Genomic DNA, 25396 nt, shown 5'->3' on the forward strand with positions numbered 1-25396 from the left:
CAAAACGACGACGATGCCCCCCCTCCAGCAGCGCGCCGCGGCCGGCCGTCCTCCATGCCCTGCGGAGGGCTTGACCCACTGTGACCCGCGGCACGGGCCGGAGGGGAGGGATGGCCGGTGTTGTCACCCTGATGGGCGAAACCGGCCCGATGCTCCGTCAGATGTGGCCGATGCCCGCGCCGGCCTCGGCGTTCTCCCCGCGCTTGGTGAGGAACGCGACCAGCACCGCGACGACGGCGACCCCGGCGGCGACCAGCGACGCCAGGCTCATGCCGGAGACGAAGGTGTCGTGCGCGACGTCCGTGATCTTCTCGACGACGGCGTCGGGGGTGCCCGGCGCCACCGGCGCCACGCCGACCTGGACCGCCTCCGAGGCCTGCTGCTCCTGGGCCGGGGTGAGCGGCGGGAGCCCCGCCTCGGTCCAGTTGCCGGCCAGGTCGCTGTCGACCTTGGAGGCCATCACGGCGCCCAGGACGGCCGTGCCGAGGCTGCCGCCGATCTGCATGGCGGCCTGCTGCAGACCGCCGGCGACGCCGGAGAGCTCCATCGGCGCGTTGCCGACGATGACCTCGGTGGCGCCGACCATGACCGGCGCGAGGCCGAGGCCCAGCAGGGCGAACCACAGGGACATCGGGCCGCTGCCGGTGTTCACGTCCAGGGTGGACATCCCGTACATGGCGATCGCGGTGAGCGCCATGCCGCCGGCCAGCGGGATCCGCGGGCCGAGCTTGGTGATCATCGCGCCCGCCAGCGGGGAGCCGACGATCATCATGCCGGTGAGCGGCAGCAGGTGCAGGCCGGCGTCGACCGGGCTCATGCCGTGCACGTTCTGCAGGTAGAAGGTCACGAAGAACAGGCCGCCCATGAAGGCGATGGCCATCAGGACCATCAGCACGACACCCGCGGACAGCGGGACGGAACGGAACAGCGCCAGCGGGATCAGCGGCTCCCGCACCCTCTTCTCCCAGAGGGCGAAGGCGGCGAAGAGGACCACCGACGCGGCGATGAACAGCCAGGTCCTGCCGTCCCCCCAGCCCCACTCGGGCGCCTTGATCAGGGCCCAGACGAGGCAGAACATCGCGCCCGACAGCAGCGCGATGCCGACGACGTCGAAGGAGCGCGGCGCGTTCTCCGCACGGTGGTCCAGCAGGATCCACCCGCCGAGGACGACCGCGAGGACACCGACCGGCACGTTGATGAAGAACACCGACTGCCAGTTGACGTGCTCGACGAGGACACCGCCGAGGATCGGGCCGCCCGCGGTGGAGGCGCCGATGACCATGCCCCAGATGCCGATGGCCATGTTGAGCTTCTCGGCCGGGAAGGTGGCCCGCAGCAGGCCCAGCGCGGCCGGCATCAGCAGCGCGCCGAACAGGCCCTGGAAGACGCGGAAGGTGACGACCAGCCCGATGCTGCTGGACAGGCCGATGGCCCCGGAGGCGGCGGCGAAGCCGATCACGCCGATGAGGAAGGTCTGGCGGTGGCCGAAGCGGTCACCGAGCTTGCCCGCGGTGATCAGGGAGACCGCGAGGGCGAGGAAGTAGGCGTTGGTGATCCACTGCAGCTGGGCCAGGCTGGCCTTCAGGTCGTCACCGATGGCCGGGTTGGCGATGGCCACGATGGTGCCGTCGAGGGCCACCATCATGACCCCCACTGCGACGGTTATGAGGGTGAACCAGGGGTGGCCGCGCAGCCCCTTGCCCGGCGTCGCGTCCGACGGGGTTGCCGGTGCCTTGTCCCCCGACCCCGTCGTGTCGATGGTGGTCTGACTAGTCATGCGTTCGAGGCTAGTGACAGCGACTGACACATGACAAACCAGTTCACAAGCCGGTAACTGGCGCGCCACTCCCTTATAGCCTGAACAGGGAGAACAGTTTCGTCGGGAGAGCCCATGGACACGCTGGAGACCGTGCGCACGGCGCCCCGGCCGGGGCTGCGCGAGCGCAAGAAGCAGCGCACGCGGGACGCGCTGCTGCGGGCCGCCCTCGGGTTGTTCACGGCCAAGGGGTACGAGCGGACCACCGTCGACGAGATCGCCGAGGCCGTCGGCGTCTCCCAGCGCACCTTCTTCCGCTACTTCGCCAGCAAGGAGGAGGCGGCGTTCTTCGTGGCGCGGCTCGCGGAGTCGCATTTCCTGGCCGCCCTGCGCGAGCGCCCGCCCGGCGAGCCGCCGCTGCAGGCGCTGCGCCGCGCCGTCCTGGACAGCTGGGACACCATCGGCGAGGCCATCGAGCAGCTGGTGCCGCTGGAACTCCACATGCGCCTGTACCGGGTGATCGAGTCGACGCCCGCGCTGCTCGCCGCCCATCTGCGGCGCGCGACGGAGCTGGAGGAGGAGATCGCGCGCGTCATCGCCCGCCGGGAGGGGCTGGACGTGGACGCCGACCCGCGGCCGCGCCTGGTGGTGGCCGTCTTCGGCGCGGTCATGCGGGTCACGGAACGGATCTGGTCGGCGGGGGACGACGTCAGCCTCGCGGCGATCCGCGAGCTGGCCGCCTCGCACCTCGATCAGGTGGGGCCGGCGCTGGTCGGGAACTGGCGCGGGAAGTGAGCCCGTCCCGGCCGCCTCGGGCCGCACGGGAGAGGACTGAACCCCGGATCACGCGAACGAAACGTGATCCGCGTCACTTGATTCACGCGAGACCCTTCCGTTCTCCTAGTGTGTCCTTCCAGTGACTTCCTTCGACACCTCCCCTCACCTGAACGTCTGGCGCGCCCTGCTCGCACTGGCCGTGGTGTTCGTGATGCTGGCGACCACCGGCTGGACCGCACTGCGCGCCCAGCGCGAGACGACGGCCCTGGGGGCCTCGCTCAGCGCCTGGGAGCACGGCCGGATCGACGGGCACCGGCTGCCGGACCCGCAGGCGGCGCCCGGCCGGCTGGCCCGCTTCTTCGCCTCCCTCACCGAACGGCAGCGGCTCACGCTGGCCCGCCGCTATCCCCTCGCGGTGGGCAACATGAACGGCGCCCCCGTCGAGCTGCGCTACCGCGCCAACCGCATCGCGCTCGGCCAGGCCCGCGCCGCCGAGCGCGCACGCCTGCACGACAGCCGCCTCACCCCGGACGGGCAGCGGGCGGCGGGCCGCCGGATGCACCGCTTCGAGTCGCTGATGGGGACCGGCCGGCACATCCTCGCCTTCGACCCGGAGGGCTCCGGGCGCGTCGCCGAGGTCTTCGGCGATCTGCGCCGGGCCGAGCGCGTCTCCGTCGTCGTCCCCGGCGTCGACACCGACCTGCTCACCTTCCAGCGCACCCGGCGCAGGTACGCGGCCCCCGTCGGCATGGCCGAGGCCCTGTACGCCGCCGAGCGGGCGGCCCGCCCCTCGACCCGCACGGCCGTGATCGCCTGGGCCGACTACACGGCGCCCAGCGGGCTCGGCGTGGACGCGGCCACCGCGACGCGCGCCGGGAGCGGGGCCGCCCGGCTGAACGCGCTGGTGCGGGCGCTGCCCGGGACGGCGCCGGTCGCGCTGTTCTGCCACAGCTACGGCTCCGTGGTGTGCGGGCTCGCCGCGCCCGCGCTGCCGCGCCGGGTGGCCGACATCGCGGTGGCCGGCAGCCCCGGCATGCGCGTCCGGAACGCCGCCCAACTGCGCACCACCGCCCGCGTGTGGGCGACGCGGGACGCCGACGACTGGGTGCAGGACGTGCCGTATCTGGAGGTCGGCGGGCTGGGCCACGGGGCCGATCCGGTGTCGGCCGCGTTCGGGGCGCGGGTGTTGTCCGCGCGGGGCGCGCGGGGACACAGCGGCTATTTCGAACCGGGCACGGAGAGCCTGCTGAACTTCGCCGAGATCGGCGTTGGCGCGTACCGCTCGGTGGACTGCGCCGGAGAAGACGACGTCTGCGCGGCGGGTTTGTCCGACGCGGGCACGGCCGGACGCGCGTAGAGACGACAGGAACCGCGGTCTGCACGGGGAGGGGACGGAAGGCCTCATGCCGCATACGATGAGCCGCATGGGTGACGTACTGGCCGGATTTCATGCCGCCTGGGAGTTCGAGTCCGACTCCGTGCTCATCCGTTACGAACGGGGGATTCGAACACCGAAGCTGCTCCAGGTGCTGGGGGAACGCCGGATCCCCCTGGAGGCCGTCGCCGGCGTGACGCTCACCCCCGGCCGGCGCGGCACCGTCGTCCTGCGCATGGAGCCGCGGCCCGGCGCCGATCCGCTGATGGAGGCCGCCGCGGGACAGTTGAAGGAGAGCGGCGACCCGTACCGGCTGGTGCTGCCGGCCGAGCGGGACGTGCTCGCGGAGTACTACGCCGAGGAGGTGCGGGCGCGGCTGACCGCCTCGGGGCCCGCCGAGCGGTACCTGGTGGCGGCGCCCGAGGTGCCGCTGCAGTTCAAGGCGTACGACGGGAAGGCGTCCTTCGACGGCCGCACGGTGCGCTTCCGGTGGTTCTGGACGGGCGCGTCGACGGCGAAGTGGAAGGCCGGCGACCAGAGTTTCGCGGTCGCCGGCCTGAGCGGGGTGGAGTGGCGCTCACCCGAGCTGTTCGAGGGGTACCTGCGGCTGCTGCGGCGCGACGCCGCCGAGGCGCAGCCGGCGTCGCCGGACCAGGACCCGGCGGCCGTGGTGTTCGGGCTCGGGTACGGGGCGGTGCACGAGTCGCTGCCGTTCGCGGCGGCGGTGCTGGCGGCGGTGCGGCAGGCCCAGCCGGTGCCCGCGGTGCCGGCGGCGGTGCGCCGCGACCCCGCGGACATCGCCGAGCGGATCCGCCATCTCGGGGAACTGCACCGGGCCGGGCTGGTGACCGACGAGGAGTTCTCCGTGAAAAAGGCGGAGTTGCTGGCGGAGCTCTAGCCGCCCGGCGGCGTCCCCGCCCTCCCGGCTACTCCCGGCCCGCCGAGGTGAACGCCATGTCCGGATAGCGGTCGCCCGCCACCTTCGCCGCGACGGGCTCCAGCAGCGCCAGTTCCTCCTCGGTGAGCACGATGCGGGTGGCCGCCGCGTTCTCCGCCACCCGGCCCGGCTTGCGGGTGCCCGGGATCGGGACGACCGGCAGGCCGTGCACCGCCGCCCGCTGCTGGGCCCAGGCCAGGGCGACCTGGCCGAGGGAGACGCCGCGGGCCTCGGCGACCGTGCGGACCGGGGCGAGCAGGGCCGCGTTGGCCCGGGCGTTCTCCCCGGTGAAGCGGGGCTGCTGGCGGCGGAAGTCACCGTCCGTCAGGTCCTTCTCGGCGTTGACGAAGGAGCCCGTGAGGAAGCCCCGGCCGAGCGGGGAGTACGGGACCAGGGCCACGCCCAGGTCGCGGGCGGCGGGCACGACCTTCGCCTCGATGTCCCGGCTGAACAGCGACCACTCCGACTGCACGGCGGCGATGGGGTGGACGGCGGCCGCGGCCCGGAGCTCGTCCGCGGTGACCTCGCTCAGGCCCAGGTGCTTCACCTTGCCCTCGCGCACCAGTTCGGCCATCGTGCCGACGGTCTCCTCGATCGGCACGGCCACATCGCGCCGGTGCATGTAGTAGAGGTCGATCACGTCGACGTCGAGGCGCTTCAGGCTGGCCTCGACGGCCTGGCGGATGTACGGCGGGTCGTTGCGGATGATGCGCTTCGTCGGGTCGTCCGGCGGGATCGACAGGGCGAACTTGGTGGCGACGACGACCTCGTCGCGGTGCGCCTTGAAGAACGGCGACAGGAACCGCTCGTTCTCCCCCGCCCCGTACGCGTCCGCCGTGTCGTACAGGGTGATGCCGAGTTCCAGCGCCCGTTCCAGGGTCGCCCGGGACTCCCCGGCGTCCGCCGGGCCGTAGGCGAAGCTCATGCCCATGCAGCCCAGGCCCTGGACGCCCACCTCGGGGCCGTCCGTGCCCAGCCGTACCTTCTCGATCCTGCCGTCCGTCATCGGGACCTCTCCGACGCCAGGGCGCGCCCGGCGTCCGCGTAGAAATCGATCTTCCGGTCGAGCACGGCGAGCGTGCCCTGGAGTTCGGCGATCCTGGCCAGGACGTCCTCCCGGGTCGCCTTCAGCAGCGCGAAGCGCTCGCCGTAGGTGTGGTCGCCCGCGCGCACCAGCTCCGCGTACCGGACCATGTCCGCGACCGGCATGCCGGTCAGCCGGAGCTTGCCGACGAGGTCGAGCCAGTCCAGGTCGCGGTTGCGGTAGCGGCGCTGCCCGGTGTGGGAGCGGTCGATGTGCGGCATCAGCCCGATCCGCTCGTACCAGCGCAGGGTGTGCGCCGTCAGACCGGTGAGGGCGGCGACCTCGCTGATGGTGTACCGGTCCTCGCCGTCCGGGCGCCGGTCGCGCGGCCGCGGCCCCGCGCAGGTGTCGGTACTGGCGCTCGTGGTCTCCGTCACCGTCATGGCCTCCACGCTAGGACCTTGGAGTGCGCTCCAAGCAAGCGGAATCGATCGGAAATCGACGCGCCGGAGCGCGGGCGCACCGGTCGGCGCGCGGGCCACGGGTGCCGTACGCCGCGCCGCGCCCGGGGAGGCGCAGGCGGTGCTGAGGCCGCGTCAGGTGATGGTCGGCGCGCTCGCCGGCACGCCCGGTCCCGCCGACCGGCACGTCCGGTCCCGGCCGGCCCTGCGGGAGCGGCCGGCCCGGCCGGACGGGGACTTCGCCGCGTCCGTCGCCGACCGCCCGGGGCGACCCGGAGCGGCCCGGGGCGCCGGTGGCCCGGGACGCCGGAGTACCGGACCGGGCGGGCGACCCGCACGGGCTGATCGGCGGCGTCCTCAGCGCCGCGGCCGGCCCGGACGCCCGGCGCCGGGGACGCGCGCGCGTGCATGGAGGAGTCGCTGCGCCGGCTCCGGGAGCGGGGCGCCGGGTACGTCATGCTCACCGCCTCCGCCGGGACCGAGCCGCCGTACGCGTCGCCGGGCTCCACCCGGGACACCGACCCCTCGGTGCGACTGCGCCGGTGAGCCGCTTAGGCTCACGGGCATGTCCTTGAAGAGCCTCGCGTTGATCGAGAACTGGCCGGTTCCCACCGCCGCGGCGGGTGTCGTACGGGCCGACGGCACGGTCCTCGGCACCCACGGACCGGTCGACCGGCGCTTCCCCCTGGCCTCGGTCACCAAGCCGCTCGCCGCCTACGCGGCGCTCGTCGCGTACGAGGAGGGGGCGGTCGAGCTGGACGAGCCCGCCGGCCCCGACGGGTCGACGGTGCGGCACCTGCTCGCGCACACCTCGGGCCTCGCCTTCGACGAGCACCGGGTGACGGCCCCGCCCGGGGAGCGGCGGCTGTACTCCAACGCCGGATTCGAACAGCTCGGGGAGCACATCGCGAAGGCCACGGACATCCCGTTCGCCGAGTACCTGCGGCAGGCGGTGCTCCAGCCGCTGGGGATGACGTCGACGACGCTCGACGGCTCCCCGGCCAAGGACGGCGTCTCCACCGTCGGGGACCTGCTGCGGTTCGCCGCCGAGGTGCAGGCCCCGCGGCTGCTGGACCCCCGCACGGTCGCCGGGGCGATGACGGTGCAGTACCCGGGGAGGAAGGGCGTGCTGCCGGGCTACGGGCACCAGAACCCCAACGACTGGGGCCTCGGCTTCGAGATCCGCGACGGCAAGTCCCCGCACTGGACCGGGTCCTCGTCCTCGCCGCGCACCTTCGGGCACTTCGGGCAGTCGGGGACGTTCCTGTGGATCGACCCGGACGCCGGCGCGGCGTGCGTGGCGCTGACGGACCGGGCGTTCGGGCCCTGGGCGGTCGAGGCGTGGCCGCCTTTCACGGACGCGGTGCTGGCGGAGCTGCGCTAGCGGCCTCGTGCGCAGCCGGCCGCCCCACGGCGCGCCCCGCGGCCCCGCGGTCCCCGTCCGGCCCGGCCGGGCGGGGACCGCGCGAAAACCCCTCGCGCCTCCTTGTCCCGCCCGGTACGGTCTCGGGCGTGTCCGCCGCGGGGAGCCGAAGAGCTCCGCGCGCGGCCGCACCGGCAGTTCCCTCACCGGAAGCGGGGTTCGTCCATGGCCTGTCGTATCAGTGAACTCGTGCTCGGCTGCCGGGACCCGGAGGCGCTGGCGCGGTTCTGGTGCGAGGTCCTGGACTTCGTGGTGCTCGACCGCGGGGAGGAGGGCTACGTCGAGATCGGCCCGCGCGAAGGGTTCGGCGGTCCGCAGCCGACGATCATCCTCAGCCGCAGGGACGAGCCGGAGCCGGGCAAGCTGCGGCTGCACATCGACGTCAACCCCACCGACCGCGACCAGGACGCCGAGCTCGAGCGCCTCCTGAAGCTCGGGGCGCGCCCGGCCGACATCGGCCAGACCGGCGAGGAGCAGTGGCACGTCCTGGCCGACCCCGAGGGCAACGAGTTCTGCCTGCTCAAGGCCCGCCTCAACCCGCTCTGACGGCTCCGTGTCCCCGGCGCGGCCGAGGCCTGCGCCGGAAGGGGCCGCCCGGCCCCCCTGGCCGCGCCCGGGCGGGGAGGCGTCCCTCTCCCCCGCGACGCCCGGCACGCGCGCCCGCTGCCTCGGGGCGCCGAAGGCGCCCCCCGTTCGCCGCGCGGGGGCGGGAGCGCGGACGCTCCGGTCCGCCGGCGGGGCCTTCCGCCCCGCGCGCCGGCAGCGGACGCCGGCGGCTCCGCGGCGGACGCGGGATGCGCCCGCCGGGCGGGAACCGCGCCTTCGGCCCGGTCCCTAGCCGCTCATCTCCCACACCAGCAGCTCGGTCGGCGTCACCCCCGCCGCCGTCACGTCCCCGGCCCCGGTGATGCGCGCCGCGTCGCCGGGGCCCAGTTCCGCGCCGTCCAGCCGTATGCGGCCGCGCACCACGTGGACGTACACGTACGCCCCGTCCGGGACCGCCGTCCGCTCCCCCGCCGCCAGGCGCCGCACGTGCAGCGTCGCACCGGCCGCGGGGACGGCGTACGGGGTGGAGTCGGCGAGGGCGGGGACGATCTCGTACGACGGCTCGCCGCCCGGTTCCCGGGGGGCCAGCCACATCTGCACGAAGGTCAGGGGCGCGGTCCCGTCGTTGCGTTCGACGTGCCGCACGCCGTCGGCCGCGCTCAGCCGCTGCACGTCCCCGGGGCGCACCACCGTCTCGCGGCCGGTGGAGTCCCGGTGGGTCAGCTCGCCCTCGACGACCCAGGTGACGATCTCGGTGTGGCTGTGCGGGTGCTCGTCGAAGCCGGCGCCCGGCGCCAGGCGCTCCTCGTTGCAGGCGATCAGCGCGCCGAAGCGGAGGTTGTCGGGATCGTAGTGCGGGCCGAAGGAGAAGGCGTGGAACGACTCGATCCCTGCCGCCGGGTCGCCTCCGGGGTAGCGCTCCGCCGCGCGCCGTACGTCCATCACGCGTCCCACCGTAGACCCGGCGGCGCACTCGGCCGTCCCGATAAGGCAGTCTTGTCCCCGTGCCCGAACCAGAAACCCGTACCGTCGAAGCCACAGCACACGGCCTCCATCCGCACTCCGCGACCCTGAGGCGGCTGGAGAAGTCGTCCGGAAGCCTCGCCGCGCAGGCCATCGCGCGGATGGACGAGACGCTGCCGTGGTACCGGGCCATGCCCCCGGAGAACCGTTCCTGGATCGGGCTGGTCGCCCAGGCCGGCATCGCCGCCTTCACCGAGTGGTTCCGGCACCCGGAGGCTCCGCAGGCCATCTCCACCGACGTCTTCGGGACCGCGCCGCGCGAGCTGACCCGGGCCATCACCCTGCGGCAGACCGTCGAGATGGTGCGCACCACCATCGAGGTCATGGAGTCCGCGATCGACGAGGTCGCGGCCCCCGGCGACGAGAGCGTGCTGCGCGAGGCGCTGCTCGTGTACGCCCGTGAGATCGCCTTCGCCACCGCCCAGGTGTACGCCCAGGCCGCCGAGGCACGCGGCGCCTGGGACGCCCGTCTGGAGTCCCTGGTGGTGAACGCCGTGCTCAGCGGCGAGGCCGACGAGGGGGCCGTCTCCCGGGCCGCCGCCCTGGGCTGGAACTCCCCGGAGCACGTGTGCGTGGTGCTCGGCACCGCCCCCGACGGGGACTCCGAGCTGACCGTGGAGGCCATCCGGCGGGCCGCCCGGCACGCCAAGCTCCAGGTGCTGACCGGGGTCCTCGGGGACCGGCTCGTCGTCATCGCGGGCGGCAGCGACAACCCGCTCGCCGTGGCGAAGTCGCTGATCGGGCCGTTCGCGCCGGGACCGGTGGTGGCCGGCCCGGTGGTGCCGGACCTGCTGGCCGCGACCCGGTCCGCGCAGGCCGCCGCGGCGGGGCTCAAGGCGTGTTCCGCCTGGCAGGACGCCCCGCGTCCGGTGCTGGCCGACGACCTGCTGCCGGAGCGCGCGATCGCCGGAGACCCCTCCGCACGCGAGCAGTTGGTGGAGGAGATCTACAGACCGCTGGAGGAGGCCGGGGCCGCCCTGTTGGAGACGCTGAGCGTCTATCTCGAACAGGCGAGCAGTCTCGAAGGCGCCGCCCGGATGCTCTTCGTCCATCCCAACACCGTGCGCTACCGGCTCCGACGTGTGACTGATGTCACCGGATGGTCACCCTCCGATGTACGGTCGGCTTTCACCCTCCGTATCGCGCTGATCCTGGGGCGTCTGGTCGACGGCGATCCTCAGCCCTAGGGTTTTGTCGGGGGCCCACAAAACCCCCTGCTGTTCTTCGTCCCTGTCCTCACGGGCGGGCGTACCCGTCCCCAAGAGAGAGTGTGAGAGTGCTCGTACTCGTCGCTCCCGGCCAAGGCGCCCAGACGCCCGGCTTCCTGACTGAATGGCTCGAACTGCCCGGCGCCGCCGACCGCGTCGCCGCCTGGTCGGACGCCATCGGACTCGACCTCGTCCACTACGGCACACAGGCCGACGCGGACGCGATCCGCGACACCGCCGTGGCCCAGCCGCTGCTCGTCGCCGCGGGGATCCTCTCGGCCGAGGCGCTCGGCGGCACCCCGCCGGGGGCCGTCGCGGGCCACAGCGTCGGCGAGATCACCGCCGCCGCCTTCGCCGGCGTCCTGGACGACACCGCCGCGCTGACCCTCGTACGCCGGCGGGGCCTGGCGATGGCCGAGGCCGCCGCGATCACCGAGACCGGCATGTCGGCGCTGCTCGGCGGCGCCCCCGAGACGACCGTGCCGCACCTGGAGAAGCTGGGCCTGACCCCGGCGAACATGAACGGCGCGGGCCAGATCGTGGCGGCGGGCACGCTGGAGCAGCTCGCCGCGCTGAACGACGACAAGCCCGAGGGCGTCCGCAAGGTCGTCCCGCTGAAGGTCGCCGGCGCCTTCCACACCCACCACATGGCCCCCGCCGTCGAGAAGCTGGCCGAGGCCGCCGCGGAACTCACGCCGGCCGACCCGAAGGTCCCCTACGTCTCCAACAAGGACGGGCAGACCGTCGCGAGCGGCACCGAGGTGCTCCAGCGGCTGGTCGGCCAGGTCGCCAACCCGGTCCGCTGGGACCTGTGCATGGAGACCTTCAAGGAGCTCGGTGTCACCGCGCTGATCGAGGTGTGCCCCGGCGGTACGCTCACCGGTCTGGCCAAGCGTGCGCTGCCCGGCGTCAAGACGCTGGCCCTGAAGACCCCCGCCGACCTCGACGCGGCTCGCGAGCTCATCGCCGAGCACGCCGCCGAGCACAGCGCCTAGAAGGAGCCCACATGGCGAAGATCAAGCCCAGCAAGGGTGCCCCGTACGCGCGCATCCTCGGCGTGGGCGGCTACCGCCCGACCCGGGTCGTGCCGAACGAGGTGATCCTGGAGCGGATCGACTCGTCCGACGAGTGGATCCGCTCGCGTTCCGGCATCGAGACCCGGCACTGGGCGTCGCCGGAGGAGACCGTCGCGGCGATGTCGATCGAGGCGTCCGGCAAGGCCCTCGCGAGCGCCGGGATCGACGCCGGGCAGATCGGCGCCGTGGTCGTCTCGACCGTCTCCCACTTCAGCCAGACCCCGGCCATCGCCACCGAGATCGCCGACAAGCTGGGCACGGACAAGGCCGCCGCCTTCGACATCTCGGCGGGCTGCGCGGGCTTCGGCTACGGCCTCACCCTCGCCAAGGGCATGATCGTCGAGGGTTCGGCGGAGTACGTCCTCGTCATCGGCGTGGAGCGGCTGAGCGACCTCACCGACCTGGAGGACCGGGCCACGGCCTTCCTGTTCGGCGACGGCGCCGGCGCGGTCGTCGTCGGCCCCTCCCAGGAGCCGGCCATCGGCCCGACCGTGTGGGGCTCGGAGGGCGACAAGGCGGAGACCATCAAGCAGACGGTGCCGTGGGACCGGTTCAGGACCGGTGACGTCTCCGAGCTGCCCCTCGACTCCGCGGGGAACGTCAAGTTCCCCGCGATCACGCAGGAGGGCCAGGCGGTGTTCCGCTGGGCCGTGTTCGAGATGGCGAAGGTCGCCCAGCAGGCGCTGGACGCGGCCGGCATCGCCCCGGACGACCTGGACGTCTTCATCCCGCACCAGGCCAACGTGCGGATCATCGACTCGATGGTGAAGACCCTGAAACTGCCGGAGCACGTCACGGTCGCCCGCGACATCCGCACCACCGGCAACACCTCGGCCGCCTCGATCCCGCTCGCGATGGAGCGGCTCCTGGCGACCGGCGAGGCCAAGAGCGGCGACACCGCCCTCGTCATCGGCTTCGGGGCGGGTCTCGTCTACGCAGCGACGGTCGTTACCCTCCCTTAGGCACTCGGTGCCGGATCATGTTTCCGGTGCGGAGTACTCCACCACCTGCCGCCGACGCGGCGGGCGCCACACCCTCTGGATATCTACGAAGGAGCGCCAACATGGCCGCCACTCAGGAAGAGATCGTCGCCGGTCTCGCCGAGATCGTGAACGAGATCGCCGGCATCCCGGTTGAGGACGTCCAGCTGGACAAGTCCTTCACCGACGACCTGGACGTCGACTCGCTGTCCATGGTCGAGGTCGTCGTCGCCGCCGAGGAGCGCTTCGAGGTCAAGATCCCGGACGAGGAGGTCAAGAGCCTCAAGACCGTCGGCGACGCGACCGAGTACATCCTCAAGCACCAGGCCTGATCGGCCGATCCCAGGCTGAGGGCTTACTGCCCCGCCACCCGGCGGTGGCGCCGTACGAATCCTCGTATCCGTTGGAGAGAAATTCCGTGAGCTCGACCAATCGCACCGTGGTCGTCACCGGTATCGGCGCAACCACACCGCTGGGTGGCGACGCAGCCTCTACCTGGGAGGGTCTGATCGCCGGTCGTTCCGGCGTCACGCCCCTCGAGCAGGAGTGGGCCGCCGAGCAGGCGGTCCGCATCGCGGCCCAGATCGCCGTGGAGCCGACCGAGGTCATTCCCCGGCCGCAGGCCCGCCGCCTGGACCGCTCGGCGCAGTTCGCGCTGATCGCGGCCAAGGAGGCCTGGGCCGACGCGGGCTTCGAGGCCAAGGCCGGTGAGGGCGCCGACGTCGACCCGGACCGGCTCGGCGCGGTCATCGCCTCCGGCATCGGCGGCGTGACCACCCTCCTCGACCAGTACGACGTGCTCAAGGAGAAGGGCGTCCGCCGCGTCTCCCCGCACACCGTCCCCATGCTGATGCCGAACAGCCCCTCGGCCAACGTGGGCCTGGCCGTCGGCGCCCGGGCGGGCGTGCACACGCCGGTCTCCGCCTGCGCGTCGGGCGCCGAGGCCATCGGCTACGCCATCGAGATGATCCGCACCGGCCGCGCCGACGTCGTCGTCGCCGGCGGCACGGAGGCGGCGATCCACCCGCTGCCGATCGCCGCGTTCGGCAACATGATGGCGATGTCCAAGAACAACGACGACCCGCAGGGCGCCTCGCGTCCGTACGACGTCGCCCGCGACGGGTTCGTCCTCGGCGAGGGCGCCGGCGTGATCGTCCTGGAGTCCGCCGAGCACGCCGCCCGGCGCGGTGCGCGGGTGTACGCCGAGGCGGTCGGGCAGGGCATCTCCGCCGACAGCCACGACATCGTGCAGCCGGAGCCGGAGGGGCGGGGCATCTCGCACGCCCTGCAGAACCTGCTGGACCGCAACGACCTGGACCCGGCGGAGATCGTGCACGTCAACGCGCACGCGACGTCGACGCCGGCCGGTGACATCGCCGAGCTGAAGGCGCTGCGGAAGGTGTTCGGCGACGACGCCGACCACATCGCGGTGTCCGCGACCAAGTCGATGACCGGGCATCTGCTCGGCGGCGCGGGCGGCGTGGAGTCCGTCGCGACCGTGCTGGCGCTGTACCACCGGCTGGCTCCGCCGACCATCAACATCGAGAACATCGACCCCGAGGCCGAGGCCCACGCCGACGTGGTGCGGGACGAGGCGCGCAAGCTGCCGGTCGAGGGGCGGATCGCCGCCCTGAACGACTCGTTCGGCTTCGGCGGGCACAACGTGGTGCTGGCGTTCCGGACCGTCTGACCGGCGTCCGCACGCAGCCGAAGGGCTCCCACCGGCCGGTGGGAGCCCTTCGCGCGTCCCGGGACGGCGCCCGCCGCGGGCCGGGCCGGTCAGACCACCTGGTGCAGCCAGCGGACCGGGGCGCCCTCGCCGGCGTACCGGAACGGCTCCAGTTCGTCGTCCCAGGGCTTGCCCAGCAGCTTCGACAGTTCCGCCGCCAGGTCCGCCTCCCCGCGCTGGGAGCGCAGCAGGGCGGCGCGCAGGCGGTCCTCGGGGATGAGGATGTCGCCGTGGATGCCGGTGACGGCGTGGAAGATGCCGAGGTCGGGGGTGCAGCTGTAGCGCTCGCCCTCGGCGGTGGCGCAGGGCTCGGCGGTGACCTCGAAGCGCAGGAGCTGCCAGCCGCGCAGGGCGGAGGCCAGTTGGGAGGCGGTGCCGGGCCTGCCCTGCCAGGAGAACTCCGAGCGCCAGGTGCCGGGGGCGGCGGGCTGCCGGATCCAGTCCAGGCTGACGCGCGTGCCGAGCACCCCGGCGACGGCCCACTCGACGTGCGGGCACAGCGCGCGCGGAGCGGAGTGCACGTACAGAACTCCACGTGTCGTCACCGGAACCTCCGGGCAGAGCGGGACATCTCGGAACGGGCGGGCGGCCGTGACCGGGAGGGTCACGTCGATGGCGAGGCTACCGTGCGGCGGGGTGGGGAGTGTGACGTACCGTCGGTCCCGGTACCCGGAAACATCCGCCATTCACCCGGCAGGACGCTTGTGCGGGTGTGAGACGTCGCATCGACGGGTCCGGGAACCCTCGCGCGGTGTCATGGGTTGAGAACGTGGAGGACCCGGCGGGAGATCAGCGAGGGAATGGGCCAGGATGCGGAAACGACGCCACCGTTCACGGGCCGTCCTCGCCGTCCTGGCCGCGGCCGTCCTGGGCGTCGCCGGCTGCGATGCCGGCGGCGGCGCCTCCTCCGGCCCCCGGAAGGACGGGCCGTCCGCGCGCCCCACGCCGGTCTGGGACGCGAGCCCGGCCTCGATCGCCGCCGTCGGCGACTCCATCACGACCGGCTTCGACGCCTGCACGGTCCTGTCGGACTGCCCCGAGGCGTCCTGGGCGACCGGCAGCAGCCCCGAGGTGGACAGTCTCGCCGTGCGGCTGCTGGGCGCGAAGGCGGCCGGGCGGAGCTGGAACTACGCGGTGACCGGGGCGCGCATGGCGGACCTGCCCGGTCAGCTGGCGCGGGCCGCGGCGCACCGGCCGGAGCTGGTGACGGTGCTGGTGGGGGCGAACGACGCCTGCCGGGACACGGTGTCCGCGATGACCCCGGTGGCCGACTTCCGCGCCGACTTCCAGCGGGCGATGAGCACCCTGCGCAAGACCCTGCCCGAGGCCCAGGTGTACGTGGCGAGCGTGCCGAACCTGAAGCGGCTGTGGGCCCAGGGGCGCACCAGCCCGCTGGGCCGGCAGGTGTGGAAGCTGGGCGTCTGCCCGTCGATGCTGGGTGACGCGCAGGCGACGGACGCGGCGGCGACCCTGCGGCGGAACGCGGTGCAGCAGCGGGTGGAGGACTACAACAGGGTCCTGCGGGAGGTCTGCGAGCGGGACCGGCGGTGCCGGTCCGACGGGGGCGCGGTGCACGCGTACCGGTTCGGGCCGAAGCAGCTGAGCCCGTGGGACTGGTTCCACCCCAGCGTGGACGGGCAGGCCCGGCTGGCGGAGATCGCCTACCGGACCGTCACGGCCCGCACGGCGTGACCCGGCGCCCCGGCGGGCGCGTCCCCCGGCGCCGCGCCCGGCGGGCTCCCCACCGCCGCACGGGTGTGCGGCGGGCGCCGCTCCTCGGCGGGCGGCCGGTGCCTGCCGGGCACTAGAGTTTTCGAACATGAGCGAACTCTTCGGCACATTGTCCGACGGCACCCCTGTCCACCGCTGGACGCTGGAGCGGGCGGGCGTCCGGGTGCGCGTCCTGTCGTACGGCGGGATCGTGCAGTCGGTCGAGGTCCCGGACCGGGACGGGCGGCGGGCGGACGTGGTGCTGGGGTTCACGGACCTCGCCGGCTATCTGACCCACCCGGAGCCCTACTTCGGCGCCCTGGTCGGGCGGTACGCCAACCGGATCGCCCGGGGCCGCTTCGCGCTGGACGGGCGGACGTACGCGCTGGCGCGCAACAACGGGCCCAACTCCCTGCACGGCGGCGAGCGCGGCTTCGACAAGCGCGTGTGGGACGTGGCCGAGGTCGAGCACGGCGTGCGCCTCACCCGGGTCAGCCCGGACGGCGAGGAGGGCTTCCCGGGCCGGCTGGAGGTCGCGGCGACGTACACGCTGGACGAGGCGGGGGCGCTGCGGATCGCCTACGAGGCGGTCACCGACGCGCCGACCGTGGTGAACCTCACCAACCACAGCTACTTCGACCTGGGCGGCTCCGGGCACGCCGGCGGGCACGAGCTGCGGCTGGCCGCCTCGCGCCTCACCCCCGTCGACGCGGACCTGATCCCCACGGGGGCGCTCCAGGACGTGTCCGGCACCCGCTTCGACTTCCGCCGGGCCCGCGCGGTCGGCACGGGCTACGACCACAACTTCGTGCTCGACAAGGGCGTGACGGACACGCCCGTGGAGGTCGCCGAGCTGTACGACCCTGCGTCCGGGCGGGTCCTGACCGTGGCGACCACCGAACCCGGCCTCCAGCTCTACACCGCGGACCACGTCGGTGCGCCCTTCGCGCCCGGCGCCGGCGTCGCGCTGGAGACCCAGCACTTCCCCGACTCCCCGAACCGGCCGGAGTTCCCGAGCACGGTGCTGCGGCCGGGCGAGGTGTTCCGGTCCGAGACGGTGTACGGGTTCGGGACCCGCTAGCCCCGTCGCCGCCTTCCCGCCGTCCGCCCGGGTCCCGGGGACGTCCGAGCCCCGGCCCGGGTGTCAGGTCCCGGGCCGGGGCTGCTCGGTGGGAGGGTCGTCCCGGATCAGACGTTAGTCGTCGCGGTGATCCTGCGGCCCGCGATCGAGCGGCCGGCCCGGAGTTCGTACGAACCCTTCACAGAAGGCCACGAGCCGGTCGATTCGTCCCCACTTCGAAGGCGCGGCGCGCCGGCTCGGCGACGGCCGCGGCGATCGGCTCGCCGGGGTCGCGCCGCGGCCCGCAGCGGGCGAGGGCCTCGCCGCCGACGGGCGCGGGCGGCCGGGCGACGACCGGTCCGGCGCCCCGGCCCGGAGACCTTCCGGCCGCGTCGCGAAAGGCCGCCGCGGCCGCCTCCGGGGCCACGCGCCATGGCGTACGGCACTTCCGTCACCGATACTGCGGCACATGCTTCCCGCCGCAACGGAAGGACCCGAACTCCCTTGACATCTCGACGCGTCGGCCCCTGCGTGCTCGGCCTGGCCCTGCTGGCGGCGCTCGCCGCCCCCACGACGGCCGGCGCCGCGCCGGCGGTCCCCTCCCCCACCGTCGAGGAGCAGCGCCTCGACCGGTCCGTGCCCCAGGAGATCCTGCGCCGCTCCGGGTTCGGCACCGCGACCGGGCGGTTCGCCCGCGCCCTCGGCGCGGCCCGCTCCTACGGCGAGGCCCGCCGGGTCGTGGCCCGGGAGGGCTCGGCGCTGTGGCGGCGGGCCGTGGACCGGGCGCAGGGGCGCGGGCCGGCGGGCGGCGACCTGAGCCGGGACGACGACCGGCCGCTGTACTGGGCGCGGCTCGCGATGACCCGTCAGGTGCGCACCTGGCAGCCGGATTTCGGGCTCACCGACGCGCGACGCGCGCGCCTGCTGGACGAGTTGGAGCGGACCTCGCGCGGCCAGACCTCCCTCCGCCACCCGCGCGGCGGGGGCGTCAAGCGGGTCCTGGTCACCGGCTTCGACCCGTTCACGCTGGACCGGGACATCCGCACCTCCAACCCGTCCGGCGCGGCCGCCCTCGCCCTCGACGGCACGGTGGTCGAGACCCCGGACGGCCCGGCGCGGATCGAGGCCGCCGTGTTCCCGGTGCGCTGGCGGGACTTCACCCCGGGCGCCTCCCGGGCGTTCGGCGCCGGGGAGGGGACGGTGGAGCGCACGCTGCGGCCGCACCTGCCGGAGGTGGACCTGTTCACCACCGTCAGCCAGGGGCGGGTCGGCCGCTTCGACGTCGAGCGGACCAACGGGGCCTGGCGGGGCGGCTTCCCCGACAACGAGAACGTCTCCCGCACCGGGGCGATCCCGGTCGCCGGCCCGGCCACGCGGCCGCAGTGGACGACGACCACCCTGCCGTACGCCGCGATCACGGCCGCGGACACCGGGCGGTTCCCCGTGTACGACAACACCGCCGTGACCGAGATACCGGCGGGCGGCACCGAGCCCGTCGTGCGGCCCGACGGCCCCACCCCCGGGTCGACGGCCCGGGCGGGCGGCGGCGGGGACTACCTCTCCAACGAGATCGCCTACCGGGCGACCCTGCTGCGGGACCGGCTCGGCCTGCGCGGGACGCTGCCGGGCGGGCATGTGCACACGCCGGTGCTCCGGTTCGGCGCCGGGAACACCACCGAGGTCACCGACCCGGAGTTCGTCCGCGACCGGCTGGACATCATCGCGCAGGTGCGGGCGATCGTGGCCGTGGCGCTCGGCGCGGCGGAGCGGCCCCGGCGCTGACCGCCGGGGCCGGCCGGGACGGCGGCCCCGGCGGCCGGCCCGCTCACGGCTTGGCGTCCTCGCCCTCCGGCTCGTCGGCGGTGTCCCCGACGCCGTCCTCGCCCAGCAGCTCACGGGCGAGCAGCGTGGCGCCCGCGACCGCGCCCGGCATCAGGAACACCGCGACGAACGGGACCAGGAAGGCCAGGCCCAGCGGTGTGCCGAAGCCCCAGACCAGGGTCTTGCGGGAGCGCAGCAGGGCGAGGCGGTCGCGCAGCTCCACGCCGCGGCGCTGGAGGGCGACGGCGGTGAGCTCCTCGGTGAGGAAGAACCCGGTGACGAAGAAGCCGATCACCGGGACGACCGTCTGGCCGACGACGGGGATGAAACCGCAGGCGAACAGCAGCACGCCCCAGACGGCGGCGCGCAGCACGATCCGCAGGCTGTCGCGGCCCGAGACCCACAGCTCGCGCCAGAGCGGCAGGCCCGACCGGGGTGCGGTGCCGTCCGGGGAGACGTCCTGGTCGACCCGCTCGGAGAGGCCCTCGTAGAAGGGCTGGCCGATCAGCAGGGTGACCGCGGTGAAGGTGAGGACGGCGAGGAGCAGGCCGAGGGCGAACAGGACGGCGGTGAGCAGGCCGCGGAAGAGACCGAGCCAGGGGCTCGGCCAGCCGTCGGCGAACGGGGTCGCCCAGGCGACCAGGTCCTCGCCCCACAGCGCCAGCGCGACCAGCGCCGCCGCGTAGAGAACGAGGGTGATCAGGCCCGGGAGGAGCCCGAAACCGTAGCTCCTGCCGTGCTGGGCCACCCAGCGCTGGCCCTTCAGAAGGTGGCCGAATCCCGCCCCAAGATCGCGCATGGGGGAACTCTAGCGGGGGCGGCGCGGCGCCGTGGACGCCAGGCCCCGTCGCTCCTTCCCGCCACCCGCCCGGGGGGGGCGGGCCCGACGGCGTGCCGGGCTCCGGGCCTCGTACGGGACGCCCCGGGCCCGGGGCCCGGCACGGCGGGGCTAGCCGTCGGCGCCGACCATCCGCCGCAGCGCGTCCCGCAGCGCCACCCGCTCCCCCTCGGACAGCCCGGCCAGCGGCTCGCGCGCGAACCGCAGGGACTCCCGCAGGCTGCGGGCCACCCGGCGGCCCTCCTGGGTCGCCGCCGCGAGTTTCACCCGGCGGTCGGCGGGGTCCGGCCGGCGCTCCACCAGCCCGCGCGCCTCCAGCCGGTCCACGAGGCCGGTGACGTTGGACGGCTCGCACTTCAGCCGCCGCGCCAGCTTCCGCATCGGCAGCGGCTCCAGCGACAGCAGGCTCAGCAGCCGCGCCTGCGCCCCGGTCAGCGCGTGCTCCGCCGCGGCCTTCTCGTAGTCGGCGTGGAAGCGGGCCACGACCTCCCCGACGAGCTCGACGACCTCCAGGGTGAGGGCGTCGGGCCGGCGGGCGGTCTCGTGCGGGGCGGTCATGGGGTCAGGATACCCGGATGTTTGACAAGCTGAAATGTTCAGCGCATGGTTGTTTCAGTAACTTAAGCAACCTGTGGTAATCGCCCCGGCAGCCGGGCGATCGGCTCAGCGGACCCCGAGGAAAGGCGCCCCCATGACCGACTCCCCCTCCCTTCCCGCCGTCAGCCGCGAATGGCACCTGCTCAGCCGCCCGGTCGGCTGGCCGAAGCCGGAGGACTTCGCCCTGGTCGAGGCCCCGGTCCCGGCGCCCGGCGAGGGACAGGTGCTGGTGCGCAACGAGTACCTCTCCGTCGACCCGTACATGCGCGGCCGGATGAGCGCCGCCAGGTCCTACGTCGCCCCCTTCGAGCTGGGCAAGGTCATGCAGGGCGGCGCCGTCGGCGAGGTCGTCGCCTCCAACGCCGAGGGCATCGCCGTCGGCGACCACGTCCTGCACTTCTTCGGCTGGCGCGAGTACGCCGTCGTGGACGCGGAGAACGCCGTGCGGGTCGACCCCGGAGCCGCGCCGCTGTCGGCGTACCTCGGCGTGCTGGGCATGACCGGGCTGACCGCCTACGCCGGGCTGCTGCGCACCGCCGCCTTCAAGGAGGGCGACGCGGTGTTCGTCTCCGGCGCGGCCGGGGCGGTGGGCAGCCAGGTCGGGCAGATCGCCAAGCTGAAGGGCGCCTCGCGGGTCATCGGGTCGGCCGGGTCCGCCGAGAAGGTCCGGCTGCTGCTGGACGAGTACGGCTTCGACGCCGCCTTCAACTACAAGGACGGGCCGGTGGGCGAGCAGCTGCGCGCCGCCGCGCCGGACGGGATCGACGTCTACTTCGACAACGTCGGCGGCGACCACCTGGAGGCCGCGATCGGCTCCCTCAACCGCGGCGGCCGGATCGCCGTCTGCGGCATGATCTCCGTCTACAACGACACCGAGCCCGCCCCCGGCCCGAAGAACCTGGCCCGGCTCATCCAGACCCGCGGCCGCATCGAGGGCTTCCTCGTCGGCGACCACTACGACCTCCAGCCGCGGTTCGTCGAGGAGGTCGGCCCCTGGGTGCGGTCCGGCCGGCTCAAGTACCGCGAGACGGTCGTCGAGGGCATCGAGAACAACCTGGAGGCCTTCCTCGGCGTCCTGCGCGGCGACAACACCGGGAAGATGATCGTCAAGCTCTGACGCCCTTCCGGCGGCCCGCCGGAGGCGGACGCCGCCGCGGCCCGCGCCCCCGCCGGGTCCGCCCCGCTCCGGAGGGCGGAGCCCGCGGGGGTGTGACCGTGACGCCCGCCCGGGCGTGCTCGTTGCGTACGGCGAAGGCCGCGCCCTTGGACGTGGGGCGCGGCCTTCGCCGTACGCGCGGGGCGGCGGCGGTCCATGGCGCGGGAGGCCGCGTTCCGGCCGGGCCGCGCCCCCGGATCCGGCCGTGCGGGCCCCGTGGGAACCCCCGCTCCGGCACGGGTGGCCGGGCCCTTCCCCGCGAGATCCCGCCGGCCCCGCGGCGGGCGCGTCGAAACCGGTTCCCGAAACTCTCGAAACCGTTGTGCGTTCGACCCATTGACACTCCCCGCGCCCCGTCCTTACTGTCACGCCAGCATTTCGAACGTGTGACGAAATTTCGAACGCTGGGATTTCGCACACACGCCGCAGAGCCGACGAAGTCGAAGAAGCCAACGAAGCCGACGAAGCAGCAAGGGGCAACTGCCGTGCGCATCACCGGAATCAGCACACACGTGGTCGGGACGCCGTGGCGCAACCTGACGTACGTCCAGGTGCACACCGACGAGGGAGTCACCGGAGTCGGCGAGACCCGGATGCTGGGGCACACCGACGCCCTCCTGGGCTATCTGAAGGAGGCCGAGGTCAACCACATTCTCGGCTCCGACCCGTTCGCCGTCGAGGACCTCGTGCGCCGCATGAAGTACGGCGACTACGGCCGGGCCGGCGAGATCGTGATGTCCGGCATCGCCGTGATCGAGATGGCCTGCTGGGACATCAAGGGCAAGGCCCTCGGCGTGCCCGTCTGGCAGCTGCTGGGCGGCAAGGTCACCGACAAGGTCAAGGCCTACGCCAACGGCTGGTACACCACCGAGCGCACCCCGGAGGCCTACCACAAGGCCGCCCAGCAGGTCGTGGCGCGCGGGTACCGGGCGCTGAAGATCGACCCCTTCGGCACCGGGCACTTCGAGTTCGACCACGAGCAGACCTGCTACGCCGTCTCCCTCATCGAGGCGGTCCGGGACGCCATCGGCCCCGAGGCCGAGCTGATGCTGGAGATGCACGGCCGGTTCTCGCCCGCGACCGCGGTGCGGCTGGCCAAGGAGATGGCGCCCTTCAAGCCGGCCTGGCTGGAGGAGCCGGTGCCGCCGGAGAACCTGAAGGCGCTGAAGAAGGTCGCCGAGAAGGTGGACCTGCCGGTCGCCACCGGCGAGCGCATCCACGACCGGATCGAGTTCCGCGAGCTGTTCGAGGACCAGTCCGTCGACATCATCCAGCCGGACGTCGGCCACATCGGCGGCATCTGGGAGACCCGGAAGCTGGCCGCGACCGCCGAGACCCACTACATGCTGGTCGCCCCGCACAACGTGGGCGGGTCGGTGCTCACCGCCGCCTCCCTCCAGGTCGGCTTCACCTCCCCCAACTTCAAGATCCTGGAGCACTTCAACGACTTCGCGGACGCGGAGATCAAGAAGGTCGTCAAGGGCGCCCCGCAGGTCGACCCCGAGGACGGCTGCTTCCACCTCTCCGACGCCCCCGGCCTCGGCGTCGAGCTGGACACCGACGCCGCCGCCGAGTTCCCGCAGCAGCAGGCCCGCTTCGACCTGTGGGCCGAGGGCTGGGAGCAGCGCAAGCCGAAGGCCACGAAGTGAGCCGGCCGCAGGGCCCGTCCCCCCGCGGGAGGAGACCGTGAGCACCGCCGTCGTCATCGAGGCGCCGGGCGCGCACCGGCTCGTGGCGCACGAGCCCCGCGAGCCCGGTCCCGGCGAGGCCCTGGTCCGGGTGCACGCCGCCGGGATCTGCGGCAGCGACCGCGAGGTGTACCAGGGCAACCGGCCCCCGGGGTACGTCCGCTACCCGCTCACGCCCGGCCACGAGTGGTCCGGGACCGTCGAGCGGGTCGGCGCCGGCGTCCCCGGGTCCCTGGTCGGCCGCAAGGTCGTCGGCGAGGGCTTCCGCAACTGCCAGGTCTGCGACCGCTGCCACGCGGGCGAGACGACCCTGTGCCGGGCCGGCTACGAGGAGACCGGGTTCACCCAGCCGGGCGCCATGGCCGCCACGCTCACCCTCCCGGCCCGTCTGCTGCACGTGCTGCGGGACGACTGCGACCTGACGGCGGCGGCCCTGCTGGAGCCCGCCGCCTGCGTCGCCGCCGCCGCGCTCAAGGCGAACGCGCTGCCCGGCGAGAAGGTGGCCGTCGTCGGCACCGGCACGCTGGGGATGTTCGCCGTGCAGTTCCTCAGGGCGAACTCGCCGGCCGAGCTGCTGGTCGTCGGCACCCGGCGGGACCGCGAGGCGCTGTCCCGCGCCTACGGCGCCACCGACTTCCGCACCAAGGACCAGGAGCTCCCCGACGACGTCGACGTGGTGATCGAGACCGCCGGGTCGGCCGACGCCGCGCGGGTCTCCGCGGGGCTGCTGCGGCGCGGCGGGCGCCTGGTGCTGACGGGCATCCCCGCGCCGGGCGCCGACGGGCTCGACCCGACCGACCTCGTCGTACGGCAGCTGGAGGTGCACACCGTCTTCGGGGCGCCGCCGGACGCCTGGGCGCACACGGCGCGGGCCTTCGGGGCCGGGCTGCTCGACCCGCTGCCGCTGGTGACGCACGAGCTGCCGCTCGCCGAGTTCCCGCACGCCATCGAGCTGGTGGGGTCCGGCGACCCGAAGGTCGGCAAGGTGCTGCTCCGCCCCTAGCCGTACGCCGGTACGGGGGCGACCTGACGGCCCCCGTACCGGCGTGCCTCCAGGGCCCCACGGCCCCTTCCCACCCAGAGCCGCGAACTCCGTCCGACATACCGAACACGAAGGACACCTTGTGACCGACGCATCCGCCCCGGCAGCCCGCAGGCCCGGTGAGCACGTGCTCACCCCGCTCGGTCTGGGCGCGCCCGCCCTCGACCCCGCCGACGCCTCGCCGCACTCCTTCCCCGGCGGCGGCCGCTGGCGCACCGAGATCCCCTCGTGCGAGGGTCCCGAGGCGCTGGCGGTGGTCCTGAAGGAGGCCTCGCGGCTGGACGTGCCGATCCACCGGATCAGCCAGGGCAGCGGCGTGTGGATGCTGACCGACGCCGAGATCACCGAGATGGTCGAGGCCACCGGCGAGCGCGACATCGAGCTGTGCCTGTTCACCGGCCCGCGCGGCACCTGGGACATCGGCGGCTCGACCCGGACCGACTCGCGCGGGGCGGGCCTGCGGGCGCGCGGCCACGACGCCGTCGCCGGGTGCGTCGAGGACGCCGTCCGGGCGACGGAGCTGGGCGTCAAGTGCCTGCTCGTGGCCGACGAGGGCGTGCTGTGGACGCTGCACCGGGCGCGCGCGGCCGGCCTCCTGCCGGCCGACACCACGCTGAAGGTCTCGGCGCTCGTCGGGCCCGTCAACCCGGCCTCGTTCGCGGTCTACGAGAACCTCGGTGCCGACTCCATCAACGTGCCCAGCGACCTGACGCTGGATCACCTCACCGAGATCCGGCGGGTGTCGGCCGCCCCCATGGACATGTACATCGAGGCCCCCGACGACCTCGGCGGCTATGTGCGGATGTACGAGGTCGCCGAGCTCATCCGGCGCGGCGCCCCGCTCTACCTGAAGTTCGGCCTGTCCAAGGCGCCCGGGATCTACCCCTACGGCCACCACCTGCGGGAGCTGACCCTGGCCACCGCCCGGGAGCGGGTGCGGCGCGGCCGGCTCGCCCTGGACCTGCTGGCGCGGCACGGGGCGGACGGCGACATGGCGCCGCTCGGCTCCCGACTGCCGGGTGAACTGCGCCGGTTCGAAACGTCGTCATAACGTTCCGGAAACTCGGCTTCACAGAAGCAGACACAGCCGCGCACAATCCCACACACCTGCTCTCGGCCTCTCCCTGCCCCTGCCCCTCCCCCGCAGCGCCGTCGCAGCACCAGCAGCA

The 25396-nt window shown here is 73.8% G+C and carries 25 protein-coding genes; 18 read left to right on the forward strand and 7 right to left on the reverse strand.

Annotated elements, in window-relative coordinates; translation table 11 throughout:
• Positions 1-157: 157 nt before the first annotated feature.
• Positions 158-1777, reverse strand: a complete 1620-nt coding sequence (locus ABD363_RS23370; protein ID WP_344606754.1) for an MFS transporter — start codon at positions 1775-1777, stop codon at positions 158-160.
• 114 nt (positions 1778-1891) lie between these two features.
• On the opposite strand from ABD363_RS23370, the gene ABD363_RS23375 reads away from it, so the two are divergent.
• The 3 genes from ABD363_RS23375 (at position 1892) to ABD363_RS23385 (ending at position 4806) form a co-directional block, all read left to right on the forward strand.
• Entirely contained in the window at positions 1892-2551 is a 660-nt protein-coding gene (locus ABD363_RS23375) for a TetR family transcriptional regulator (RefSeq protein WP_344606756.1), read from the forward strand.
• Between the two features lie 121 nt (positions 2552-2672).
• Positions 2673-3890 carry an alpha/beta hydrolase gene (locus ABD363_RS23380; protein WP_344606758.1) on the forward strand — a complete coding sequence of 406 codons (1218 nt, stop codon included), beginning with the start codon at positions 2673-2675 and terminating at the stop codon, positions 3888-3890.
• Positions 3891-3957: 67 nt separating this feature from the next.
• Entirely contained in the window at positions 3958-4806 is an 849-nt protein-coding gene (locus ABD363_RS23385; protein ID WP_344606760.1) for a DUF4429 domain-containing protein, read from the forward strand.
• 28 nt (positions 4807-4834) lie between these two features.
• Here the strand turns inward: ABD363_RS23385 and ABD363_RS23390 are convergent, their stop codons facing one another.
• Positions 4835-5851, reverse strand: coding sequence for an aldo/keto reductase (locus tag ABD363_RS23390; protein WP_344606762.1), 1017 nt, complete (start codon positions 5849-5851; stop codon positions 4835-4837).
• On the reverse strand, positions 5848-6312 hold the full coding sequence (locus ABD363_RS23395; protein ID WP_344606764.1) for a MerR family transcriptional regulator: 465 nt from the start codon (positions 6310-6312) through the stop codon (positions 5848-5850). The genes ABD363_RS23390 and ABD363_RS23395 overlap by 4 nt, the downstream gene beginning before the upstream one ends.
• A 426-nt stretch (positions 6313-6738) precedes the next feature.
• On the opposite strand from ABD363_RS23395, the gene ABD363_RS23400 reads away from it, so the two are divergent.
• From ABD363_RS23400 to ABD363_RS23410, 3 genes are all read left to right on the forward strand, one after another.
• Complete coding sequence (locus tag ABD363_RS23400; RefSeq protein ID WP_344606766.1) at positions 6739-6876, forward strand: hypothetical protein; 138 nt, start codon at positions 6739-6741, stop codon at positions 6874-6876.
• A 19-nt stretch (positions 6877-6895) separates the two neighbouring features.
• Positions 6896-7714, forward strand: coding sequence for a serine hydrolase domain-containing protein (locus tag ABD363_RS23405; protein WP_344606768.1), 819 nt, complete (start codon positions 6896-6898; stop codon positions 7712-7714).
• 204 nt (positions 7715-7918) lie between these two features.
• Entirely contained in the window at positions 7919-8299 is a 381-nt protein-coding gene (locus ABD363_RS23410) for a VOC family protein (RefSeq protein WP_344606770.1), read from the forward strand.
• A gap of 288 nt (positions 8300-8587) precedes the next feature.
• On the opposite strand, the gene ABD363_RS23415 is transcribed toward ABD363_RS23410, so the two are convergent.
• Positions 8588-9241 carry a pirin family protein gene (locus ABD363_RS23415; RefSeq protein ID WP_344606869.1) on the reverse strand — a complete coding sequence of 218 codons (654 nt, stop codon included), beginning with the start codon at positions 9239-9241 and terminating at the stop codon, positions 8588-8590.
• Between the two features lie 62 nt (positions 9242-9303).
• Here ABD363_RS23415 and fasR point away from each other — a divergent pair, with 62 nt between their 5' ends.
• The 5 genes from fasR (at position 9304) to fabF (ending at position 14276) form a co-directional block, all read left to right on the forward strand.
• Entirely contained in the window at positions 9304-10509 is a 1206-nt protein-coding gene (gene fasR, locus ABD363_RS23420; protein ID WP_344606772.1) for a fatty acid biosynthesis transcriptional regulator FasR, read from the forward strand.
• An 89-nt stretch (positions 10510-10598) separates the two neighbouring features.
• Positions 10599-11525 (forward strand): ACP S-malonyltransferase, encoded by a 927-nt coding sequence (locus ABD363_RS23425; RefSeq protein ID WP_344606773.1) that lies wholly within the window; start codon positions 10599-10601, stop codon positions 11523-11525.
• A gap of 11 nt (positions 11526-11536) precedes the next feature.
• Entirely contained in the window at positions 11537-12568 is a 1032-nt protein-coding gene (locus ABD363_RS23430) for a ketoacyl-ACP synthase III (protein WP_344606774.1), read from the forward strand.
• A gap of 101 nt (positions 12569-12669) precedes the next feature.
• Positions 12670-12918, forward strand: coding sequence for an acyl carrier protein (locus ABD363_RS23435; protein WP_344606776.1), 249 nt, complete (start codon positions 12670-12672; stop codon positions 12916-12918).
• A gap of 86 nt (positions 12919-13004) precedes the next feature.
• Positions 13005-14276: a beta-ketoacyl-ACP synthase II gene (fabF, locus tag ABD363_RS23440; RefSeq protein WP_344606778.1), complete on the forward strand. Its 1272-nt coding sequence runs from the start codon at positions 13005-13007 to the stop codon at positions 14274-14276.
• An 89-nt stretch (positions 14277-14365) separates the two neighbouring features.
• Here the strand turns inward: fabF and ABD363_RS23445 are convergent, their stop codons facing one another.
• The gene (locus ABD363_RS23445) at positions 14366-14860 is read right to left on the reverse strand and encodes a DUF3145 domain-containing protein (protein WP_344606780.1); all 495 of its coding nucleotides are present in this window, start codon (positions 14858-14860) and stop codon (positions 14366-14368) included.
• A gap of 265 nt (positions 14861-15125) precedes the next feature.
• On the opposite strand from ABD363_RS23445, the gene ABD363_RS23450 reads away from it, so the two are divergent.
• From ABD363_RS23450 to ABD363_RS23460, 3 genes are all read left to right on the forward strand, one after another.
• Entirely contained in the window at positions 15126-16007 is an 882-nt protein-coding gene (locus ABD363_RS23450; protein ID WP_344606782.1) for an SGNH/GDSL hydrolase family protein, read from the forward strand.
• Between the two features lie 127 nt (positions 16008-16134).
• Positions 16135-17106 carry an aldose epimerase family protein gene (locus ABD363_RS23455; RefSeq protein WP_344606784.1) on the forward strand — a complete coding sequence of 324 codons (972 nt, stop codon included), beginning with the start codon at positions 16135-16137 and terminating at the stop codon, positions 17104-17106.
• A 483-nt stretch (positions 17107-17589) separates the two neighbouring features.
• Complete coding sequence (locus ABD363_RS23460; RefSeq protein WP_344606785.1) at positions 17590-18867, forward strand: pyroglutamyl-peptidase I; 1278 nt, start codon at positions 17590-17592, stop codon at positions 18865-18867.
• A 43-nt stretch (positions 18868-18910) separates the two neighbouring features.
• On the opposite strand, the gene ABD363_RS23465 is transcribed toward ABD363_RS23460, so the two are convergent.
• Both ABD363_RS23465 and ABD363_RS23470 read right to left on the reverse strand, forming a co-directional pair.
• Positions 18911-19705, reverse strand: coding sequence for an EI24 domain-containing protein (locus ABD363_RS23465; RefSeq protein ID WP_344606787.1), 795 nt, complete (start codon positions 19703-19705; stop codon positions 18911-18913).
• A 150-nt stretch (positions 19706-19855) separates the two neighbouring features.
• Positions 19856-20302 (reverse strand): MarR family winged helix-turn-helix transcriptional regulator, encoded by a 447-nt coding sequence (locus ABD363_RS23470; protein WP_344606789.1) that lies wholly within the window; start codon positions 20300-20302, stop codon positions 19856-19858.
• 133 nt (positions 20303-20435) lie between these two features.
• On the opposite strand from ABD363_RS23470, the gene ABD363_RS23475 reads away from it, so the two are divergent.
• The 4 genes from ABD363_RS23475 (at position 20436) to ABD363_RS23490 (ending at position 25278) form a co-directional block, all read left to right on the forward strand.
• Positions 20436-21458 carry an NADP-dependent oxidoreductase gene (locus ABD363_RS23475; RefSeq protein WP_344606791.1) on the forward strand — a complete coding sequence of 341 codons (1023 nt, stop codon included), beginning with the start codon at positions 20436-20438 and terminating at the stop codon, positions 21456-21458.
• A gap of 524 nt (positions 21459-21982) precedes the next feature.
• Positions 21983-23146 (forward strand): mandelate racemase/muconate lactonizing enzyme family protein, encoded by a 1164-nt coding sequence (locus tag ABD363_RS23480; RefSeq protein ID WP_344606793.1) that lies wholly within the window; start codon positions 21983-21985, stop codon positions 23144-23146.
• 37 nt (positions 23147-23183) lie between these two features.
• Positions 23184-24188 carry a zinc-dependent alcohol dehydrogenase gene (locus ABD363_RS23485; RefSeq protein WP_344606795.1) on the forward strand — a complete coding sequence of 335 codons (1005 nt, stop codon included), beginning with the start codon at positions 23184-23186 and terminating at the stop codon, positions 24186-24188.
• A 121-nt stretch (positions 24189-24309) separates the two neighbouring features.
• Positions 24310-25278, forward strand: a complete 969-nt coding sequence (locus ABD363_RS23490; protein WP_344606797.1) for a hypothetical protein — start codon at positions 24310-24312, stop codon at positions 25276-25278.
• Positions 25279-25396: the final 118 nt, after the last annotated feature.

The organism is Streptomyces glaucus, from assembly GCF_039533365.1.
In the GTDB taxonomy this organism is placed as follows: Bacteria; Actinomycetota; Actinomycetes; order Streptomycetales; family Streptomycetaceae; genus Streptomyces; species Streptomyces glaucus.

Coding starts and splice junctions, on each gene's coding strand:
- ABD363_RS23390 (WP_344606762.1), bottom strand. CDS start 5,851: ATGACGGACGGCAGGATCGAGAAGGTACGGCTGGGCACGGACGGCCCC.
- ABD363_RS23430 (WP_344606774.1), top strand. CDS start 11,537: ATGGCGAAGATCAAGCCCAGCAAGGGTGCCCCGTACGCGCGCATCCTC.
- ABD363_RS23465 (WP_344606787.1), bottom strand. CDS start 19,705: ATGCGCGATCTTGGGGCGGGATTCGGCCACCTTCTGAAGGGCCAGCGC.
- ABD363_RS23405 (WP_344606768.1), top strand. CDS start 6,896: ATGTCCTTGAAGAGCCTCGCGTTGATCGAGAACTGGCCGGTTCCCACC.
- ABD363_RS23455 (WP_344606784.1), top strand. CDS start 16,135: ATGAGCGAACTCTTCGGCACATTGTCCGACGGCACCCCTGTCCACCGC.
- ABD363_RS23415 (WP_344606869.1), bottom strand. CDS start 9,241: ATGGACGTACGGCGCGCGGCGGAGCGCTACCCCGGAGGCGACCCGGCG.
- ABD363_RS23400 (WP_344606766.1), top strand. CDS start 6,739: ATGGAGGAGTCGCTGCGCCGGCTCCGGGAGCGGGGCGCCGGGTACGTC.
- ABD363_RS23375 (WP_344606756.1), top strand. CDS start 1,892: ATGGACACGCTGGAGACCGTGCGCACGGCGCCCCGGCCGGGGCTGCGC.
- ABD363_RS23450 (WP_344606782.1), top strand. CDS start 15,126: ATGCGGAAACGACGCCACCGTTCACGGGCCGTCCTCGCCGTCCTGGCC.
- ABD363_RS23470 (WP_344606789.1), bottom strand. CDS start 20,302: ATGACCGCCCCGCACGAGACCGCCCGCCGGCCCGACGCCCTCACCCTG.
- ABD363_RS23435 (WP_344606776.1), top strand. CDS start 12,670: ATGGCCGCCACTCAGGAAGAGATCGTCGCCGGTCTCGCCGAGATCGTG.
- ABD363_RS23385 (WP_344606760.1), top strand. CDS start 3,958: ATGGGTGACGTACTGGCCGGATTTCATGCCGCCTGGGAGTTCGAGTCC.
- ABD363_RS23370 (WP_344606754.1), bottom strand. CDS start 1,777: ATGACTAGTCAGACCACCATCGACACGACGGGGTCGGGGGACAAGGCA.
- ABD363_RS23410 (WP_344606770.1), top strand. CDS start 7,919: ATGGCCTGTCGTATCAGTGAACTCGTGCTCGGCTGCCGGGACCCGGAG.
- ABD363_RS23395 (WP_344606764.1), bottom strand. CDS start 6,312: ATGACGGTGACGGAGACCACGAGCGCCAGTACCGACACCTGCGCGGGG.
- ABD363_RS23475 (WP_344606791.1), top strand. CDS start 20,436: ATGACCGACTCCCCCTCCCTTCCCGCCGTCAGCCGCGAATGGCACCTG.